The 15,563-nt window shown below is 63.7% G+C and carries 15 protein-coding genes; 5 read left to right on the top strand and 10 right to left on the bottom strand.

Annotation, left to right across the window (positions count from 1 at the left end):
• The 3 genes from FJ960_RS14545 to FJ960_RS14535 all read left to right on the top strand — a co-directional run bounded on the left by FJ960_RS14545 (nt 1) and on the right by FJ960_RS14535 (nt 3,346).
• The gene (locus tag FJ960_RS14545; RefSeq protein ID WP_140714811.1) at nt 1–423 is read left to right on the top strand and encodes a hypothetical protein; all 423 of its coding nucleotides are present in this window, start codon (nt 1–3) and stop codon (nt 421–423) included.
• 47 nt (nt 424–470) lie between these two features.
• Nucleotides 471–1,730 carry an ABC transporter substrate-binding protein gene (locus FJ960_RS14540; protein ID WP_027145087.1) on the top strand — a complete coding sequence of 420 codons (1,260 nt, stop codon included), beginning with the start codon at nt 471–473 and terminating at the stop codon, nt 1,728–1,730.
• Between the two features lie 212 nt (nt 1,731–1,942).
• The gene (locus tag FJ960_RS14535; RefSeq protein ID WP_140714809.1) at nt 1,943–3,346 is read left to right on the top strand and encodes an FAD-binding oxidoreductase; all 1,404 of its coding nucleotides are present in this window, start codon (nt 1,943–1,945) and stop codon (nt 3,344–3,346) included.
• Nucleotides 3,347–3,363: 17 nt separating this feature from the next.
• Here the strand turns inward: FJ960_RS14535 and FJ960_RS14530 are convergent, their stop codons facing one another.
• The 8 genes from FJ960_RS14530 to FJ960_RS14495 form a co-directional block, all read right to left on the bottom strand.
• The gene (locus tag FJ960_RS14530) at nt 3,364–4,164 is read right to left on the bottom strand and encodes an ABC transporter permease (RefSeq protein ID WP_140714807.1); all 801 of its coding nucleotides are present in this window, start codon (nt 4,162–4,164) and stop codon (nt 3,364–3,366) included.
• Nucleotides 4,161–4,994 carry an ABC transporter permease gene (locus FJ960_RS14525; RefSeq protein WP_246672812.1) on the bottom strand — a complete coding sequence of 278 codons (834 nt, stop codon included), beginning with the start codon at nt 4,992–4,994 and terminating at the stop codon, nt 4,161–4,163. Before FJ960_RS14525 ends, FJ960_RS14530 begins: the two co-directional genes overlap by 4 nt.
• Before the next feature lie 35 nt (nt 4,995–5,029).
• Complete coding sequence (locus FJ960_RS14520; RefSeq protein WP_140714803.1) at nt 5,030–6,133, bottom strand: ABC transporter ATP-binding protein; 1,104 nt, start codon at nt 6,131–6,133, stop codon at nt 5,030–5,032.
• Between the two features lie 76 nt (nt 6,134–6,209).
• Nucleotides 6,210–7,235, bottom strand: a complete 1,026-nt coding sequence (locus FJ960_RS14515; RefSeq protein ID WP_140714801.1) for an ABC transporter substrate-binding protein — start codon at nt 7,233–7,235, stop codon at nt 6,210–6,212.
• Between the two features lie 53 nt (nt 7,236–7,288).
• Entirely contained in the window at nt 7,289–8,287 is a 999-nt protein-coding gene (gene araD1 / locus FJ960_RS14510) for an AraD1 family protein (protein WP_140714799.1), read from the bottom strand.
• Nucleotides 8,288–8,319: 32 nt separating this feature from the next.
• The gene (locus tag FJ960_RS14505; RefSeq protein ID WP_140505689.1) at nt 8,320–9,099 is read right to left on the bottom strand and encodes an SDR family oxidoreductase; all 780 of its coding nucleotides are present in this window, start codon (nt 9,097–9,099) and stop codon (nt 8,320–8,322) included.
• Between the two features lie 11 nt (nt 9,100–9,110).
• Nucleotides 9,111–10,838 (bottom strand): IlvD/Edd family dehydratase, encoded by a 1,728-nt coding sequence (locus tag FJ960_RS14500; protein ID WP_140505687.1) that lies wholly within the window; start codon nt 10,836–10,838, stop codon nt 9,111–9,113.
• Complete coding sequence (locus tag FJ960_RS14495; RefSeq protein WP_245262246.1) at nt 10,835–11,635, bottom strand: FadR/GntR family transcriptional regulator; 801 nt, start codon at nt 11,633–11,635, stop codon at nt 10,835–10,837. The genes FJ960_RS14500 and FJ960_RS14495 overlap by 4 nt, the downstream gene beginning before the upstream one ends.
• Before the next feature lie 52 nt (nt 11,636–11,687).
• Here FJ960_RS14495 and FJ960_RS14490 point away from each other — a divergent pair, with 52 nt between their 5' ends.
• The gene (locus FJ960_RS14490; RefSeq protein WP_140714797.1) at nt 11,688–12,617 is read left to right on the top strand and encodes an aldose 1-epimerase; all 930 of its coding nucleotides are present in this window, start codon (nt 11,688–11,690) and stop codon (nt 12,615–12,617) included.
• Nucleotides 12,618–12,883: 266 nt separating this feature from the next.
• Nucleotides 12,884–13,696: a 3-oxoadipate enol-lactonase gene (gene pcaD / locus FJ960_RS14480; RefSeq protein WP_140714795.1), complete on the top strand. Its 813-nt coding sequence runs from the start codon at nt 12,884–12,886 to the stop codon at nt 13,694–13,696.
• A gap of 86 nt (nt 13,697–13,782) precedes the next feature.
• Here the strand turns inward: pcaD and FJ960_RS14475 are convergent, their stop codons facing one another.
• Nucleotides 13,783–14,646: a carbohydrate ABC transporter permease gene (locus FJ960_RS14475; protein WP_140714793.1), complete on the bottom strand. Its 864-nt coding sequence runs from the start codon at nt 14,644–14,646 to the stop codon at nt 13,783–13,785.
• Nucleotides 14,643–15,533, bottom strand: coding sequence for a sugar ABC transporter permease (locus FJ960_RS14470; protein ID WP_140505679.1), 891 nt, complete (start codon nt 15,531–15,533; stop codon nt 14,643–14,645). The genes FJ960_RS14475 and FJ960_RS14470 overlap by 4 nt, the downstream gene beginning before the upstream one ends.
• Nucleotides 15,534–15,563 lie beyond the last annotated feature (30 nt).

The raw sequence follows: 15,563 nt of genomic DNA, 5'->3' as shown, positions 1-15,563 counted from the left end.
ATGGACGACAAGTTGTTTTCGCAGGCCAGCGCCGAAGTCGTCGACCTGCATCGCTTTTTCGTCGACTGGTTCGTTGCCGCACGCGCTGACCAGGTGGATTTCGGCCGCTTCGAAGCCGTCATGGGCGAAGGCCTGACCATGATCGCACCAGGCGGCCAGATCCTCGACCGCGATGCCGTGATCGACCATGTGCGCTCCAGCCGCGCCACCTGCGACAACGGCTTCGCCATCTCGATCGAGGACATCCGGCCCGGCTGGCAGGCAGCCGGTACGATCGTCGTCCTCTATGTCGAGGCGCAGCTGCGCGCGGGCAAGCACAGCCGCCGCCAGTCGAGCGCGGTCTTCACCACCAGTTCATCGGCGCCCAACGGCGTCCAATGGCGGCATCTGCATGAAACCTGGCTGCAGGTGCCGGAACACTGAGACTTTCCAGACGTCAAATCAGTTCGTGTAACTCAAGGGGAACAACAATGAGAAAGACGATACTCCAGCTCACTACCGCTCTTGCTCTCGTCACGATTGCCAGTGCCGCACAGGCCGCCGACTGCAAGATCACCGTCGGCCTCGTCATGGAACTGACCGGCCCGGCCGGCGAATACGGCCAGGCCGGCGCCAAGTCGGTCGAGATGGCCTTCCGCGACATCAACGAAGCCGGCGGGGTACGCGGCTGCGATCTCGTTACCGACACGCGCGACAGCCAGAGCCAGGGCAACATCGCGGTCGACGCCGCCACCCAACTGGTTCAGGTCAAGAAAGTGCCTGTTATCATCGGTGGCATCATCTCCTCGGTGTCGATCCCGATCCTGACCTCGGTGACCGCGCCGGCCAAGATCGTCCAGGTCTCGCCGGCCTCATCCTCGCCGACGCTGACGACACTCGGTCGCGACGGCAAGACCAACGGCATCTTCTTCCGCACCATCACCTCGGACGCGCTGCAGGGCGTGGCCGCTGCCAAATACGCCGTCGACAAGGGTTTTAAGAAGCTGGCCATCATCCACGTCAACAACGACTTCGGCGTCAACATGGTGGCCGAATTCTCGCGTGCCTACAAAGCGCTCGGCGGCACCATCGTCTCCGACACGCCCTATAACGAGAAGCAGTCGAGCTATGCCTCGGAAGTCACCGCGGCGATGGCCGGCGAGCCGGATGGGCTGTACTTGGTCAGCACGCCCGTCGACGGCGCCACCATTGCCCGCACCTGGATCTCGCAGGGCGGCGTGCAGAAATTCCTGCTCAATGACGGCATGAACAGCCCTGATTTCATCGAGTCGGTTGGCGCCGATTATCTGAAGGACGCCTATGGCACGTCCTCTGGCACCAGCCCGACCGCCTCGACGGAGTATTTCACCAAGAACTACAAGGCGTTTTCCGGGATCGAACCGACAAACCCCGCGGCCGACCGCTCCTATGATGCCGGTGCCATTGTCGGGCTCGCCATCGCGATTGCTGGCTCCGAGGACCCGGCCAAGATCAAGGACGCGATGTACAAGGCGGTCGATCCGGCCGGCACGCCGATCTATGCCGGCAAGGAAGAATTCGCCAAGGCGCTCGGCCTAATCAAGGACGGCAAGCCGATCCGCTATGAAGGCGTTATCGGTCCGGTCGCCTTCGACAAGTTTGGCGACATCACCGGTCCGTTCCGGCTGTGGAAAATTGCCGACGGCAAAGTGACCACCGACGGCGAAATGACCACCGACGACGTCAACGCGCTGCAGGCCAAGCTTCAGTAAACCGCGCGGTCCTTCCGGCATCAATCTCAGCTCTCGCGATTGATGCCGGTATCGCCTAAGGCAGGCCGATATCGCTTGCACGGCATGCTATCACGAATAGGATCGGCGGGCTGCAATCTGGGAATGGCGAGCGTATTGGATAAGGATATTCATCGGGCCACCCGGTCGTTGGATGCTGACGATGCGCCTTGTCGCGCAGGCGCCTGAGCCCGATGTCGCCTGAGACACAACAGCTTCTCTCCGCGCTTGGCGACAGGCTGGGCGCGGGCGGCGTGCTCGCCGGCTCCGACGTCGACCAGCGCTACCGCGACGATCCCGACGGCAAGCTCGGCGCGCTTACCGAAGCCGTGCTGCGCCCGCTCGACACCGAGGGTGTCGCGGCAGCACTCGCCGCGTGCAACGCTCTTCGCCAGCCGGTCGTCATCCAGGGCGGCCGCACCGGGCTGGCCGGTGGCGCGCGCGTTCAACCGGGCGAGATCGTGCTGTCGCTGGAGCGCATGACCGGCCTTGCCGCGCCGGATCGTCAAGCCGCCACGATCGTTGTCGAAGCCGGCGCAACGTTGCAGGCCGTGCAGGAGGCTGCCGATGGCGCCGGTCTGATGTTCGGTGTCGATATCGGCGCGCGCGGCTCGGCCACGGTCGGCGGCAACATCGCCACCAATGCCGGCGGCATCCGCGTGCTGCGCTACGGCATGTACCGCGCACAGGTGCTGGGACTGGAGGCCGTGCTTGCCGACGGCAGCGTTCTGACGTCGCTCAAAGGCTTGCCCAAGGACAATTCCGGCTACGACCTCGGCCAGCTCTTCATCGGCGCGGAGGGGACGCTCGGCGTCGTCACCCGCGCCGCGCTCAAACTGCACCCGAAGCCCGCATCCGAAGTGAACGCCTTCTGCGCGCTGCCTTCGCTCGATGCGGCGATCGCGTTGCTTGCGCTGCTCCGGCAAAAGCTCGGCCCGTTGTTATCAGCCTATGAGGTCAACTTCGCGCCGCTCTATGACATCATGGTCGCCGGCATGACCATGCCGGCGCCGTTGCCTCCCGGCTCACCCGTCTATGTGCTGGCCGAAATCCAGGGCAGCGAGCCCGAACGCGACGGCGAGCGCTTCGCCGAGGTGCTGATGCAGGCGGTCGAGGACGGCGTCGTCGACGATGTGGTCGTCTCGCAGTCACCGCGCGAGTTCCGCGCGCTCTGGGATGTGCGCGAGGATGCCAACCGCGTCCTGTTTTCGATGAAAGGCCTGATCGGCGTCGACATCAGCATCTCGCTGGCGCGCATGGCAACCTTCCTGCAGGAAGCCGATGCCGCCATCCATGCCGTCGATCCCGGCGCCGACATCTATGTCTTCGGCCATCTCGGCGATGGCAACCTGCACTATCAGGTCCTGACGATGGATCCGGCGTCGGCCTACGGTATCATCTATCGCGGCGTGGCGGCGGCCGGAGGCGGCGTGTCGGCCGAGCACGGCATAGGCCTCGACAAGAAGCAGTGGCTGCATCTGGTGCGCAGCGACGCCGAGATCGCCACGATGCGGCGGCTGAAGGCGGCGCTCGATCCGAACAACATTCTCAATCCAGGTCGCGTCTTCGATCTCAACCCAGCTGCATCTGCCGGATGATCATCCTGGCTTAAACCTCAGTTCCGTTCAGTGGCCATCTGCTTGGGAATGAGAAAACGGGCGGCGAGCACGCAGAGCAGGACGGTGAACATCAGGATCAGCGCCACCAGCGCGTTGATGTCGGGCGAGAAGCCAAGCCGCATCATCGCCCACAGCCTGACCGGCAGCGTGCTTTGCGTTCCGGTGACCAGGATGGTGATCATGGTTTCGTCGAACGACAGCGCGAAGGCCAGGATGGCGCCGCCGACCATGGCGCTCGACAGGTTCGGCAGGATGATGCGCCAGAAGGTCTGCCAGCCGCTGGCGCCGAGATCGTAGGATGCTTCGACGAGCGTGCGGCTCATCGACTGCAGCCGCATCAGCACGGTACGATAGACGATCGCCAGCACGAAGACGGTGTGGCCGATGACGACGGTCAGCAGCGAGCGCTCGAGGCCGATCTCGCGGAAGAAGATCAGCAGCGCCAGGCCGCTGATGATCGGCGGCATCAGGAATGGCAGGAAGACGATGAACTGCAGAACCGAACGTCCCGAGCGGCGGCCGTGATAGTAGAGCGCTAGCAGCGTTCCACTGACCACCGACAGCACGACGGTACAGACGCCGACGATCAACGTGGTGCGCAGGGCGGCCAGGATGTCATGGTTCCCCGCCAGCGCCACATAGGTCGAAAGGGTGGGTGACGACCAATCGACATCGCCATGTGAAATGGTGAAGAACGACGACACGATCGGCACGAAGAGCGGGCTGTAGAGCAGCACCGCGACCAGCGCCGTGATCGCGGCCAGGAAGATGGTGGACGGCCGGGGTAGCGCGCTCATACCGACGTTCCCCGGCTGCGTCCGAACCGTTCGCCCATGAGAATGGCGGCGATCACCACGATCGCAAGCGCCACCGACAGCGCCGCGCCGAACGGCCAGTTATAGGCCGTGCCGAACTGGCTGTAGAGGATGCGGCCGAAGGTGAAGCCGCTGATCCCGCCGACCATCTGCGGCGTCAGGAAATCGCCGATCGCCAGCACGAAGACGAAGCTCGCCGCCGAGGCGACGCCGGGCAGGCTGAGCGGCAAGGTGATGCGCAGGAACGTCTGCAGGCCACTCGCGCCAAGGTCGTCCGAGGCACGCAGCAAGGTCTGCGGGATCCGCTCCAGCGACAGGAAGATCGGCAGGATGGCGAACGGGATCAAAAGCAGGCTCAGCGTCAAAAGGATGGCGTTCATGTTGAAGACGAAAAGCGTCGACGGCTGATCCAGGATGCCGAGCGCCACCAGCGCCTTGTTGAGGAAGCCGTTGAGGCCGAGGATGCTGCGGATTGCGTAGATCTTGATGACGTAGCTCATCAGCAGTGGCACCAGCAGCAGCATCAGCAAGGCATAGCGCCACCGTCCCTTCAGCGTCGTCAGGAAATAGGCCGCGGGGTAGGCGAGCAGGATGCAGATCACCGCCACCGACACGCACAGCACGATGGTGTTCCAGAACACCGGCAGAAAGACAGGGTCGGTGACGAACCTGACATAGTTGCCGAGTGTCGGCGCGTAGACGATCGTGCCCTGGTCGACGCTGAAGAAACTGTAGACCAGGAAGATTGCCAGCGGCAGGAGGACGAAGATCACCGGCAGCGCGAAGGCCAGCACTGTGACCAACTGTGACAATCGCCGTTCCGCCGCGTGTGTCGAGCCGGCTCCGCTCATGCCAGCACCAGATGGCCTTCATGCGGCGCAAAGCAGAGCGAGACCGTCTCGCCTGACTTGAGCGCGCTGCCGTCGATCCGGCTCGGCATGCGCAACCGCAGGCGTTGCGCTGCATCGTCCGCCCCCGCCATGATCGTGGCGACTGTCGACGAGCCGGCAAAGGCCAGCTCGGCGATGCGGCCGGAAAAGCGGTTGTCGCCGTCATTGGCATCCGCAAGACGCAAGGCTTCAGGACGGAACGCCGCGAAGGCGTTGGCGCCGTCGGGGGCGGCCTTCAGATGCGGCTGATCGCCGATCGAGCAGACCAGGCGTCCAAGGGCCGTCTCGATCGGACGCTGCCCGCCCTGCACGGGACCGAGCCTTCCGGCCACCAGATTGTTCTCACCAAAGAAGCGCGCCACGAACTCGCAATTCGGCTTGTAGTAGAGCTCGTGCGGCGTGCCGAGCTGACGAATATGGCCGGCCTGCATGACGCAGATCCGATCGGCCATGCCGATCGCTTCCTCCTGGTCATGAGTGACGAACAGGAAGGTGGTCTTGATTTCGCGCTGGATGGATTTCAGGAATTCCTGCATCTGCCGGCGCAATTCGAGATCGAGTGCCGCGAGCGGCTCGTCGAGCAGGATCAGGCGCGGCTGGCAGATCAGCGCCCGGGCGAGCGCGACGCGCTGGCGCTGGCCGCCCGAAAGCTGCGCCGGGAAGCGCTCGGCAAAGCGGCCGAGCTGTACCAGCTCGAGGGCTTCTCCGACACGGCGCGCGATCTCCTTGCGATTGAGATGGCGCACCGAAAGCCCATAGCCGACATTGCCGGAAACCGTCATGTGCGGGAACAGCGCATAGTCCTGGAACACGGTGTTGAACGGCCGCCGGTTGATCGGCATGCGGCTGATGTCCTGGCCGTCCAGCTGGATCTCGCCCGAGCTCAACGGCTCCAGCCCGCCGATCAGCCGCAGGACCGTGGTCTTGCCCGAGCCTGACGGTCCAAGAACGGTGAGGAACTCACCGTCCCGGATCGACAGGTCGATGTCGTGCAGCACGGGAACCGTGCCGTAGGATTTCGAGACGGACCGCAGCGTCAAGAGGTCGGTGTTCTGTCTCATGGATTATTCTCGCATACGCTTCGGCGGTCCGGAACGTCCGGACCGCCGGGTCCTTCGAGGTCAGGTGCGGAAGGGATCAGGGCGTCGCCTTGACCTCGTTCCACATGTCCGAACGCTTGAGCGGGTCCTCGACATTGTTGAGCCAGACCAGCTTGTCATTGCCGCCGGCGCTGCTCGTCTCGACCACGGTGTTGCCGAATCCGGTACGCTCGGAAAGCTCGCCGCCGATCTTCTTGCTCAGCATGAAGTCGATCCACTTCTCGGCCGCCGCATTGTCGCGGACGCCCTTGGAGATCACCCAATTGTCGAGCCAGGCAAGCGCCCCTTCGCTCGGATTGACGTAGGCGACATGAGCGCCGATCTTTTGCAGCGCCTTGACCTGCTGCTGGCCGTAATTGGCCCAGATCAGCGCAACGTCATTGTTCTGGTAGATCTGCTGGGCCTCGTCGGCGGTGGTGTAGAAGCTCAGCACATTGCGCTTGAGTTCGACCAGCTTGGCCTTGACCGCCGCCATCTGCTCCTCATTGAGGTTGAACGGATCCTTGTAGCCGAGCGTCAGCGCGGTGAACGAGAAATTGTGCTCACCATTGTCATAGGCGAGGATCTTGCCCTTGTAGGCCGGATCCCACAGGACCGACATCGAGGTCGGCGCCGGCTTGACCTTGTCGGTGTCGTAGATCAGCCCGATGGAATCGAAGCAGAACGGAATGCCGTAGACCTTGCCGTCCTTGGTGTCGCCGCTGACCTGGGACAGATCGCGGAAGCGCGGCAGCACGTCCTTCTGGTTCGCCAGCTTGGTGATGTCGATCGGCGATACCAGATCGGCCTTGATGTAGCGCTGCAGCTGGGCGGTGTTGACGGCGAAGACATCGAAGTCCTGCCCTTCGCTACCTTTGATCTTGGCCCAGATCTCGTCATCGCTGCCGATGAAGACGACATCGACGCCGATGCCGGTGGCGGCGGTGAAGTCCTTCACCCAGTCCGGGTCGGCATAGCCGTCCCAGGCCAGCACGCGCAGGTTCGCGGCGAGCGCCGCCGATGTCATCAGGCCGATGCCGAGCCCGATGGTCGCTAGTCTCAGAAACGCTTTCTTCAGTCCCATTTTTAATCTCCCATTGTCGTTCTGGTGGACCGTAATTTCCGGGGCTGTCGCCGTCACAACCGGGTGACGGCGACCAGTCCCTCGTCCGGCACCGACACCATCCGGTTGCGCAGCGGCTTGCCGAATGCCTGTGCCTGGATTTCATATTCGTCGCCGGAAGCCGTCTTGATACCGGAGGCGTAGCTCATCACCGCGGCACCGAAGAAGTAGGCGTGCAGGTCGCCAGCCCTGCGGTGCATCGGGTAGCGGAAATGGAAATGTTCGAGATTGGCGATCGAGTGCGACATGTGCGCTTCACCCGACAGGAACTCCTGTTCCCAGATAACAGTGCCGTCGCGCAGAATGCGGGAATGGCCGCGCACTTCTTCGGGCAGGTCGCCGATCAAAAGTTCCGGGCCGATCGAGCAGGAGCGGAGTTTTGAGTGGGCGAGATAGAGGTAGTTCTCGGCCTCCGTCACATGGTCGGAATATTCATTACCCAGCGCATAGCCGATGCGGTAGGGGCGGCCGTCCGGCCCATTGAGGTAGAGCCCGACGATCTCGGCCTCTTCTGCGCCAGCTTTCGCGAATGCGGGCATCGGCAGATCGGCGCCGGGCGGCACGACACAGGTGCCGACACCCTTGAAGAACCATTCGGGCTGGATTCCGATCTTGCCGGCACCGGGCTTGCCGCCCTCCAGGCCCATGCGGAAGATCTTCAGCGAGTCCGATTCCTCGGCGTCCTCGCCGTGGGTCAGCACGTGCATCTTGTCGCGCGCGGCGGCACTTCCGGTGTGGGTCAGGCCGGTGCCGGTGACCAGGAACCGCGCCGGTTCCGGGTGGTCGACGGGAGCGAGCACGCAACCTTCGCGCAGCAGTTCGCCATAGTCGACCGTGGCCGCACCTGTCCGCTTCTCGATCAGCGACGCGATGGACGCGCCCTCGGCGATCGCCGCTTCGGCGAGTTCCAGCACGGTGCTGGTCTTGTCGAGTGGATGCAGGCGATTGCCGTCATCGGAGACGCGGCCGACCCGCCTGCCGCCATCGATCGTTGTGTACTGAACCAGACGCATGAAATACCCTTCTTCCCTTGAGACTGTACCGGTCACACCCAGCCCGCATCGACGATGAACTGCTGGCTCGTGCACATGCGGCTGTCGTCGGCGGCAAGGAACAGTGCCATGCGCGCGATATCGGAAGGCTGCAGCCGGTCGGGCAGGCACTGCCGCTCCGCGATCTGGCGTTCGCCGGCCGGGTTCAGCCACAGCCGCATCTGGCGCTCTGTCATGACCCAGCCAGGCACCATGCAATTGACGCGGATGCGCTCGGGGCCGAGTTCGCGGGCAAGCGCCCGCGTCATACCATAGACAGCGGCCTTCGCGGTGACATAGGCCGGACAATCGGGATCGCCGACCATCCAGGTGATGGAGCCGAAATTGATGATCGAGCCGCCGCCATGCGCGCTCATCTGCGGACGCACCGCCTGGGCCGCGAAGAACTGATGGCGCAGATTGACCGCCATGCGGTCATCCCAATATGCCACAGTCACATCCTTGGTCTGATGGCGGTCGTCATTACCGGCATTGTTGCACAGCGCCTGGATCGGGCCGTTGTGCCGCGCCGCCTGCGCGGTGGCGGCCTGCAGATCTTCGACATTGCGCAGGTCGCAGGGAATGAACAGTGGGGCGGGATGTCCTTCGGTTGCGATCGCATCGACCAGACGTCGTGAAGGCTCCTGCGCCAGGTCGACGAAGGCGACGCGGCTGCCCTGGGCGCAGAAATGGCGCACCAGGCTCTCGCCGATGCCACTGCCGCCCCCGGTTATGAACACGCTGCGGCCCTTGAGGCTGGGGTAAGTCGCGTAGCTGCCGATCTGATCCGTCATCACGCGCCTCTCTAATGGGAATGCCGGGGGATGCCGGCGTCGCGCCGACCGACGAGAAAGTCGAAATCGCAACCCTTGTCGGCCTGCAGCACGCGCTCGACATAGAGGCTCTGGTAGCCACCCTGCGGCGGGGCCGGGGGCTTCCAGTCGCGGCGGCGGATCGCCAGTTCCTCATCCGAGACCAGCAGCTCCAACCGGCGGCCGGCAACATCGAGCTCGATGAGATCGCCGTCGCGCACCAGCGCCAGCGTGCCGCCTGCCGCCGCCTCGGGCGCCACATGCAGCACCACCGTGCCGTAAGCCGTGCCGCTCATGCGCGCGTCCGAAATGCGCACCATGTCGGAGACGCCTTCCCTGAGCAGCTTGGCCGGCAGCGGCATGTTGCCGACCTCGGCCATCCCGGGATAACCGCGCGGTCCGCAATTCTTAAGCACCATCACCGAAGACGCATCGATATCCAGCTCCGGATCGTCGATGCGGGCGTAGTAATGCTCGATGTTCTCGAAGACGACGGCCTTGCCGCGATGCTGCATCAGCTCAGGCGTTGCCGCCGACGGCTTGATGACCGCCCCATTGGGCGCCAGATTGCCGCGCAGGATCGAGATGCCTCCCTCCTTGGTCAGCGGCTCGCTCAGCGGCCGGATGACTTCACGGTTGTAGTTTGGCGCGCCATCGATCAGTTCACCGATGGTCTTGGCGCTGACGGTCATGGCGTCGCGATGAAGAAGCCCCACTTCATCAAGCGACGCCATGACCGCCGCTAGCCCCCCGGCATAGTAGAAATCTTCCATCAGGAACCGGCCCGACGGCATCAGGTCGACGATGGTCGGAACGTCGCGGCCAAGGCGGTCCCAGTCATCGAGGCCGAGATCGACACCGACCCGGTTGGCGATGGCGATCAGATGCAGCACCGCATTGGTCGAGCCGCCGATCGCGCCGTTGACGCGAATGGCGTTTTCGAAGGCCTCCCTGGTCAAGATCTGCGAAATCGTCACGTCCCGGTGGACTAGGTCGACGATCTGCCGTCCGGCCAGTTGGGCGAGCACGCCACGGCGCGAATCAACCGCCGGGATCGCCGCATTGTCCGGCATGCCGATGCCGAGCGCCTCCACCATGCTGGCCATCGTCGAGGCTGTGCCCATCGTCATGCAACTGCCCGCCGACCGGCTCTGGCCCTGCTCGGCCGCGAGGAAGTCGGAGATCGGCATGCGGCCGGCCTTGACCTCCTCGGCGAATTTCCAGACATGCGTCCCCGAGCCGATATCCTGTCCGCGGAACTTGCCGTTGAGCATTGGCCCACCAGAGACGGCGATGGTCGGCAGATTGCACGAGGCAGCCCCCATCAGCAGCGCCGGCGTGGTCTTGTCGCAGCCGACCAGCAGGATGACGCCGTCAATCGGATTGCCACGGATGGATTCCTCGACATCCATGCTGGCCAGGTTGCGGAACAGCATGGCCGTGGGGCGCATGTTGCTTTCGCCCAGCGACATCACGGGGAACTCCAGCGGCAGGCCGCCGGCTTCATAGACACCACGCTTGACGTGATCGGCCAGCGCCCGCAGGTGGGCATTGCACGGGGTCAGTTCCGACCAGGTGTTGCAGATGCCGATCACCGGGCGGCCGTCGAAAGCATCTGCCGGGATGCCCTGGTTCTTCATCCAGCTGCGATGCATGAAGGCGTTCTTGCCTTGACCGCCGAACCAGGCTTCGGACCGCAGTTTGCGCTTGGTCTCGGTCACGATTGCAGGCCCCGATCGTTGCGGCGTTTGTTGCGGTTCTCGACGCTGCGGCGCACGTCATCCTCGGCATTGTCGATGAGCACCAGCAGCGCCTTTTGCGCGCCCGCGGCGTCGCCGGCGGCGATCTTCTCGGCCACTTCCCGGTGCAGCGGCAAGGAGTGGCGCTGGCCCTCAGGATTGTCGTTGGAGAGGCGAAAGCTCATTACCAATGCGGTCTCGACCAGCGCCGCCAGCGAGCCGATCAGCTCGTTGCCGGTCATGCGCAGAATGGTCTGGTGGAACAGAAGGTCAGGCTTGGCGAAGCGGTCGCCGTCGTCGCTGACTGCTTCCATTTCGGTGAGTGCGGCATGGATCTCGGCGACCTGCACCGGTGTGGCGCGCTGGGCGGCAAGGGCCGCCGACATCGGCTCGATGGCGCGGCGCAATTCGAACAATGCCCGGACATCGTCGGCGCTGACACCGCCAGCATAGCGCCATGACAGGACGTCGGGATCGAGGAAATTCCAGTCCGCGCGCGGACGCACCCGTGTGCCGGTCTTCGGCCGCGATTCCACCAGCCCCTTGCCGGCCAGCACCTTGATCGCCTCGCGCAGCACCGTGCGGCTGACCCCCAGCATCTCGCTGGAATCATCGGCATTCGGCAGGGCTTCGCCGGGCAGGAAATCGCCTTGCACGATGCGCAAGCCGATCTGCTCGACCACCGTCGCGTGCAGCGCGGTGGAACCGCTGGAAACCGCCACGGCAACCCGTGACGTGCGCGCAGTGCTGAATGATTTTCTATTCTTCATACTATTCATATGATATGTCTTATAGCCATGGCGGTTGGAGTCAAGGGATTGGGGAGTGCCGATGACAAAGAAATCCGCAGCCGTTGCCGCGCAAGGCGCGGAGCTGGTCTCGATCACTGACGGCATCGCGACGGTCGAAATTGCTCCGGCAGCCGGCGGAGCGCTGGCGTCGTATCGGTGGTGGCAAAATGGTTCAGCCGTGGATTGGCTACGCCCGGCCGATCCAGCGGCGATCAGCCGTCGCGATACCGGCGCCATGGCTTGCTTTCCGCTTGTACCCTATTCCAACCGGATCAGGGGTGGCCGCTTCGAATTCGCCGGGCGCCCCATTCGACTCCCGACGGGTCCGGACGATCCACATCATGAGCACGGCCATGGCTGGCGTCACCCGTGGACGGTCGTGAGCCATGAAGCGAGCATGGTCGTCCTGCGCTATCGCCACGCCGCCGATTCCTGGCCATGGAGCTATGAAGCCGAGCAGAAGATCTCTCTGGCAGGCGGCAGGCTTTGCATGACCATTGCGGTGCGCAACCTGTCGGACGCGCCGATGCCGGTCGGCTTCGGCCTCCATCCCTGCTTTCCGGCGACACCGTGGACGCATGTCCAGGCCCGGGTATCAGGCATGTGGGAAACCGACACGGAGGTCCTGCCCATCCGGCATGTCCCGCCGCCTGCAGGCGCCGATCCATCCATCGGCTTTGACGTATCGGAAGTGGACTTCGACACGGTCTTCACCGGGTGGGCGCGCCACGCCCGGATTTCTTGGCCCGAACGTGGACGGCAGCTGGATATCGAGGCGGAGGCGCCGCTCGATTTCCTCGTCCTCTACACCCCGCCCGGCGAGCCGTTCTTTTGCGCCGAGCCGGTCAGCAACATCACCGACGCCTTCAACCGGATGGACCACGAGGATGTCAGCACCGGCTGCATCGTGCTGGCGCCCGGCCAAAGGCGATCCGCCAGCGTTCGCTTCACGCCGTCATTGGCGGTTTGATCTTCCTTGTCAGCCGCAAGACGACGCCGGAGCCCTTGATGCCGCCAAATGGCATCTGTGCTTCATCTCCGACCGCCGCTCGCGACCTCGTTGGCGACCTCGCCGGCTGAAATGATCACACCGCATGGCTCTGCCGCATGAAGGCGCGGCCGAATGATTCCGAGACCGTCTCGATATCGGTGGCCGGCGCGGTCATGCCGTTGGTGCAAAATATCATTTTGCCGAACCAAATGCCTTGTGCAATGTGGAAATGGAGGATCGAAATCGTGCCATTCGTCACCCTTGGCGGCGTCACGCTGCATCACCGGTATGTCGAGGCGAACGGCAGGACGCCACCGCTGGTCTTCATCAATTCGCTCGGCACTGACTTCCGCATCTGGGACGAGGTCGTTGCGCTTCTGGCCGGCGAGATGCCTCTGCTCGTCTATGACAAGCGAGGTCACGGGCTTTCCGACAATGGCACCGGCGTACGCTCGATTGACGACCATTCCGACGATCTGAGCGCCCTCATCGACCATTTCGGTTTCAACGGGGTTGTCCTGGTCGGCCTGTCGGTTGGCGGCATGGTCGCGCAACGCCTCTACGCCCGCCGGCCCGAGATCGTCCACGCCCTGGTCCTCAGCGATACGGCCCACAAGATCGGCACTGCCGAGAGCTGGAACAGCCGCATTGCGACCATCGAGCGCGACGGCATCGAGGCGATCGCCGATGGCGTGATGAAAGTGTGGTTCACGCCGGATTTCCATGCCGCGCGCACCGCCGATCTTGCCGGCTGCCGCAACATGCTGATCAGACAGGCACTGCCCGGCTATATCGGAACCTGCATGGCGGTCCGCGATGCCGACTTCACCGACGCGGCACGCCGCATCACCGTGCCGACGCTCTGCATCGTCGGCGACCAGGATGGCTCCACGCCTCCCGATCTCGTCCGTTCGCTGGCCGCTCTGATCCCCGGCGCGCGTTTCGAGATCATCCGCGACGCCGGACATATTCCTTGCGTCGAACAACCTGAAGCGCTGGTCGCGCTGATCCGCGATTTCATCGCATCGCTTGCCCCTGGAGCACAAACCCATGGATGAAAGCCCGGCAACGCAGCCAGATATCGTGCCGACCTTGCTGTGCGCCGTGCTAAAACCGGTATCCACTTTTTGGGATCATGCTTTAGCTATCCCTTGATGGCCGAGCCGACGATGGAATCGACGAAGAAGCGCTGCAGGAAGACGAACAGGATGAGCGGCGGCAGTACGGCCAGCGTCGCGCCGGCCATCACCAGCCCGGTGTTGACAGCGCCCCGGTTGTAGCTCAACAGCCGGCTGAGGCTGATGACGATCGGATAGGCATCGGCATTGCCCTGCAGCACGGTCAGCGGCCACAGATAGCTGTTCCAGTGATAGACGAAGGCGAAGAGGGCCAGTGCGGCGATCGCCGGAGCGACGCTGGGCGCGACGATCTTGTAGAGGATCAGCAACTCCGAGGCGCCGTCCATGCGCGCGGCGTCGATCAGATCGTCGGGCACGCCTGCAATGAACTGGCGCATCAGGAAGATGCCGAAGGCATTAGCGAGGTTGGGCACGATGATGCCGGCGAGGCTGGCATTGAGGCCGATCGAGCCGACGAGCCGGTAGAGCGGGATCAGTGTCACGATCGGCGGCAGGAACATTGTGGCGATCAGCACCGAAAACAAAAGCGAGCGGGCAGGGAAGTGGTATTTGGCGAAGGCGTAACCGGCCATCATGGAGGTGATGAGGATACCGGCCGTGGTGATCGATGCGATGACCAGGGAATTCCACATCGAGCGGCCGACATTGACCACGCCGGAGACCTTTTCATAGGCATCGAGGCTCGGCGTATGCGGGATCCAGACCGGCGGCACCTGCATGCTCTCGGCCGGGGTTTTCAGGCTGGACAGCACCATCCACACCAGCGGGAAGGCGGATGCAACGGCGACGAGCAGCATCAGCGTGGCCAGCAGCGCCTTGCGGCCGGAGGGGCGTCTACGCGCAAACCAGCTCGACGATCCCGCGCTCATTCCTGGTCCTTCCGGTTGGCGAGTGCGAAGAGTGCGCAGACGACGACGATCAGCGACAGCATCAGCATGACAGCCATGGCTGAACCCAGCCCGCCCTGCGCGCGTTCGATACCAACGCGGCGGATGTGATAGGTCAAGACATTGGTCGAGCCGACTGGCCCGCCCTGTGTGATCAGCGCCACGGGCTCGAACACCTGCACAGCGTTGATGATGGCGATGACGGCGCTGAACAAAAGCGTGCGCCGCATCAGCGGCAAGGTGATGAAGCGGAACTGCTCGAAGCGATTGGCGCCGTCGAGCTTCGCCGCCTCGTAGAGGCTGCCGGGTATCTGCGTCAGGCCGGCGATCGCCAGCACGGTGAAATAACCGACCTGCTGCCAGACGTTGAGGAAGACGATCGAGATCAGCGCCGAGCGCGGCGACGACAAGAAGGGTTGCGGTCCGACGCCGACCAGGCCAAGCATCTGGTTGAGCGGCCCCTCGCTCGGCGAATAGAGCTTCGACCAGACCAGCGCCACCGCGATCATCGGCACCATATAGGTGGAGAACAGCACCGTCCTCAGCTCCGTGCCGCCAGCGACATCGTGCTGGTAAACCATCAGGCCGAAGGCTACCGAGAGCGGCAGGATCAGGATGACGGATAGTGCGGTATAAATAGCGGTGTTGGTCAACGCGCCCTTGAAGTCGCGTCCGACCGAGGTCGGCCCAAAGATCTCGCGGAAATTGTCGAGGCCGATGAAGCTCGCACTGGAAAACGGCGTTTGCGTCGACCAGTCCTGGAAGGACAGCCAGACGGTGAGCAGCATCGGCAGCAGGATGAATATGCCGATCAGCGTCACGGCGGGCGTAAGCATGATGCCCGCCGAGGCACGGTACCTCTGGATCATTACGTTCTGATCATTACTTGGCTCTGATGA

This window comes from Mesorhizobium sp. B2-3-11 (genome assembly GCF_006442215.1).
Classification (GTDB): domain Bacteria; phylum Pseudomonadota; class Alphaproteobacteria; order Rhizobiales; family Rhizobiaceae; genus Mesorhizobium; species Mesorhizobium salmacidum.
The sequence above is the reverse complement of the archived record's forward strand: the minus strand, read 5'-3'. Positions and strand labels throughout refer to the sequence as shown.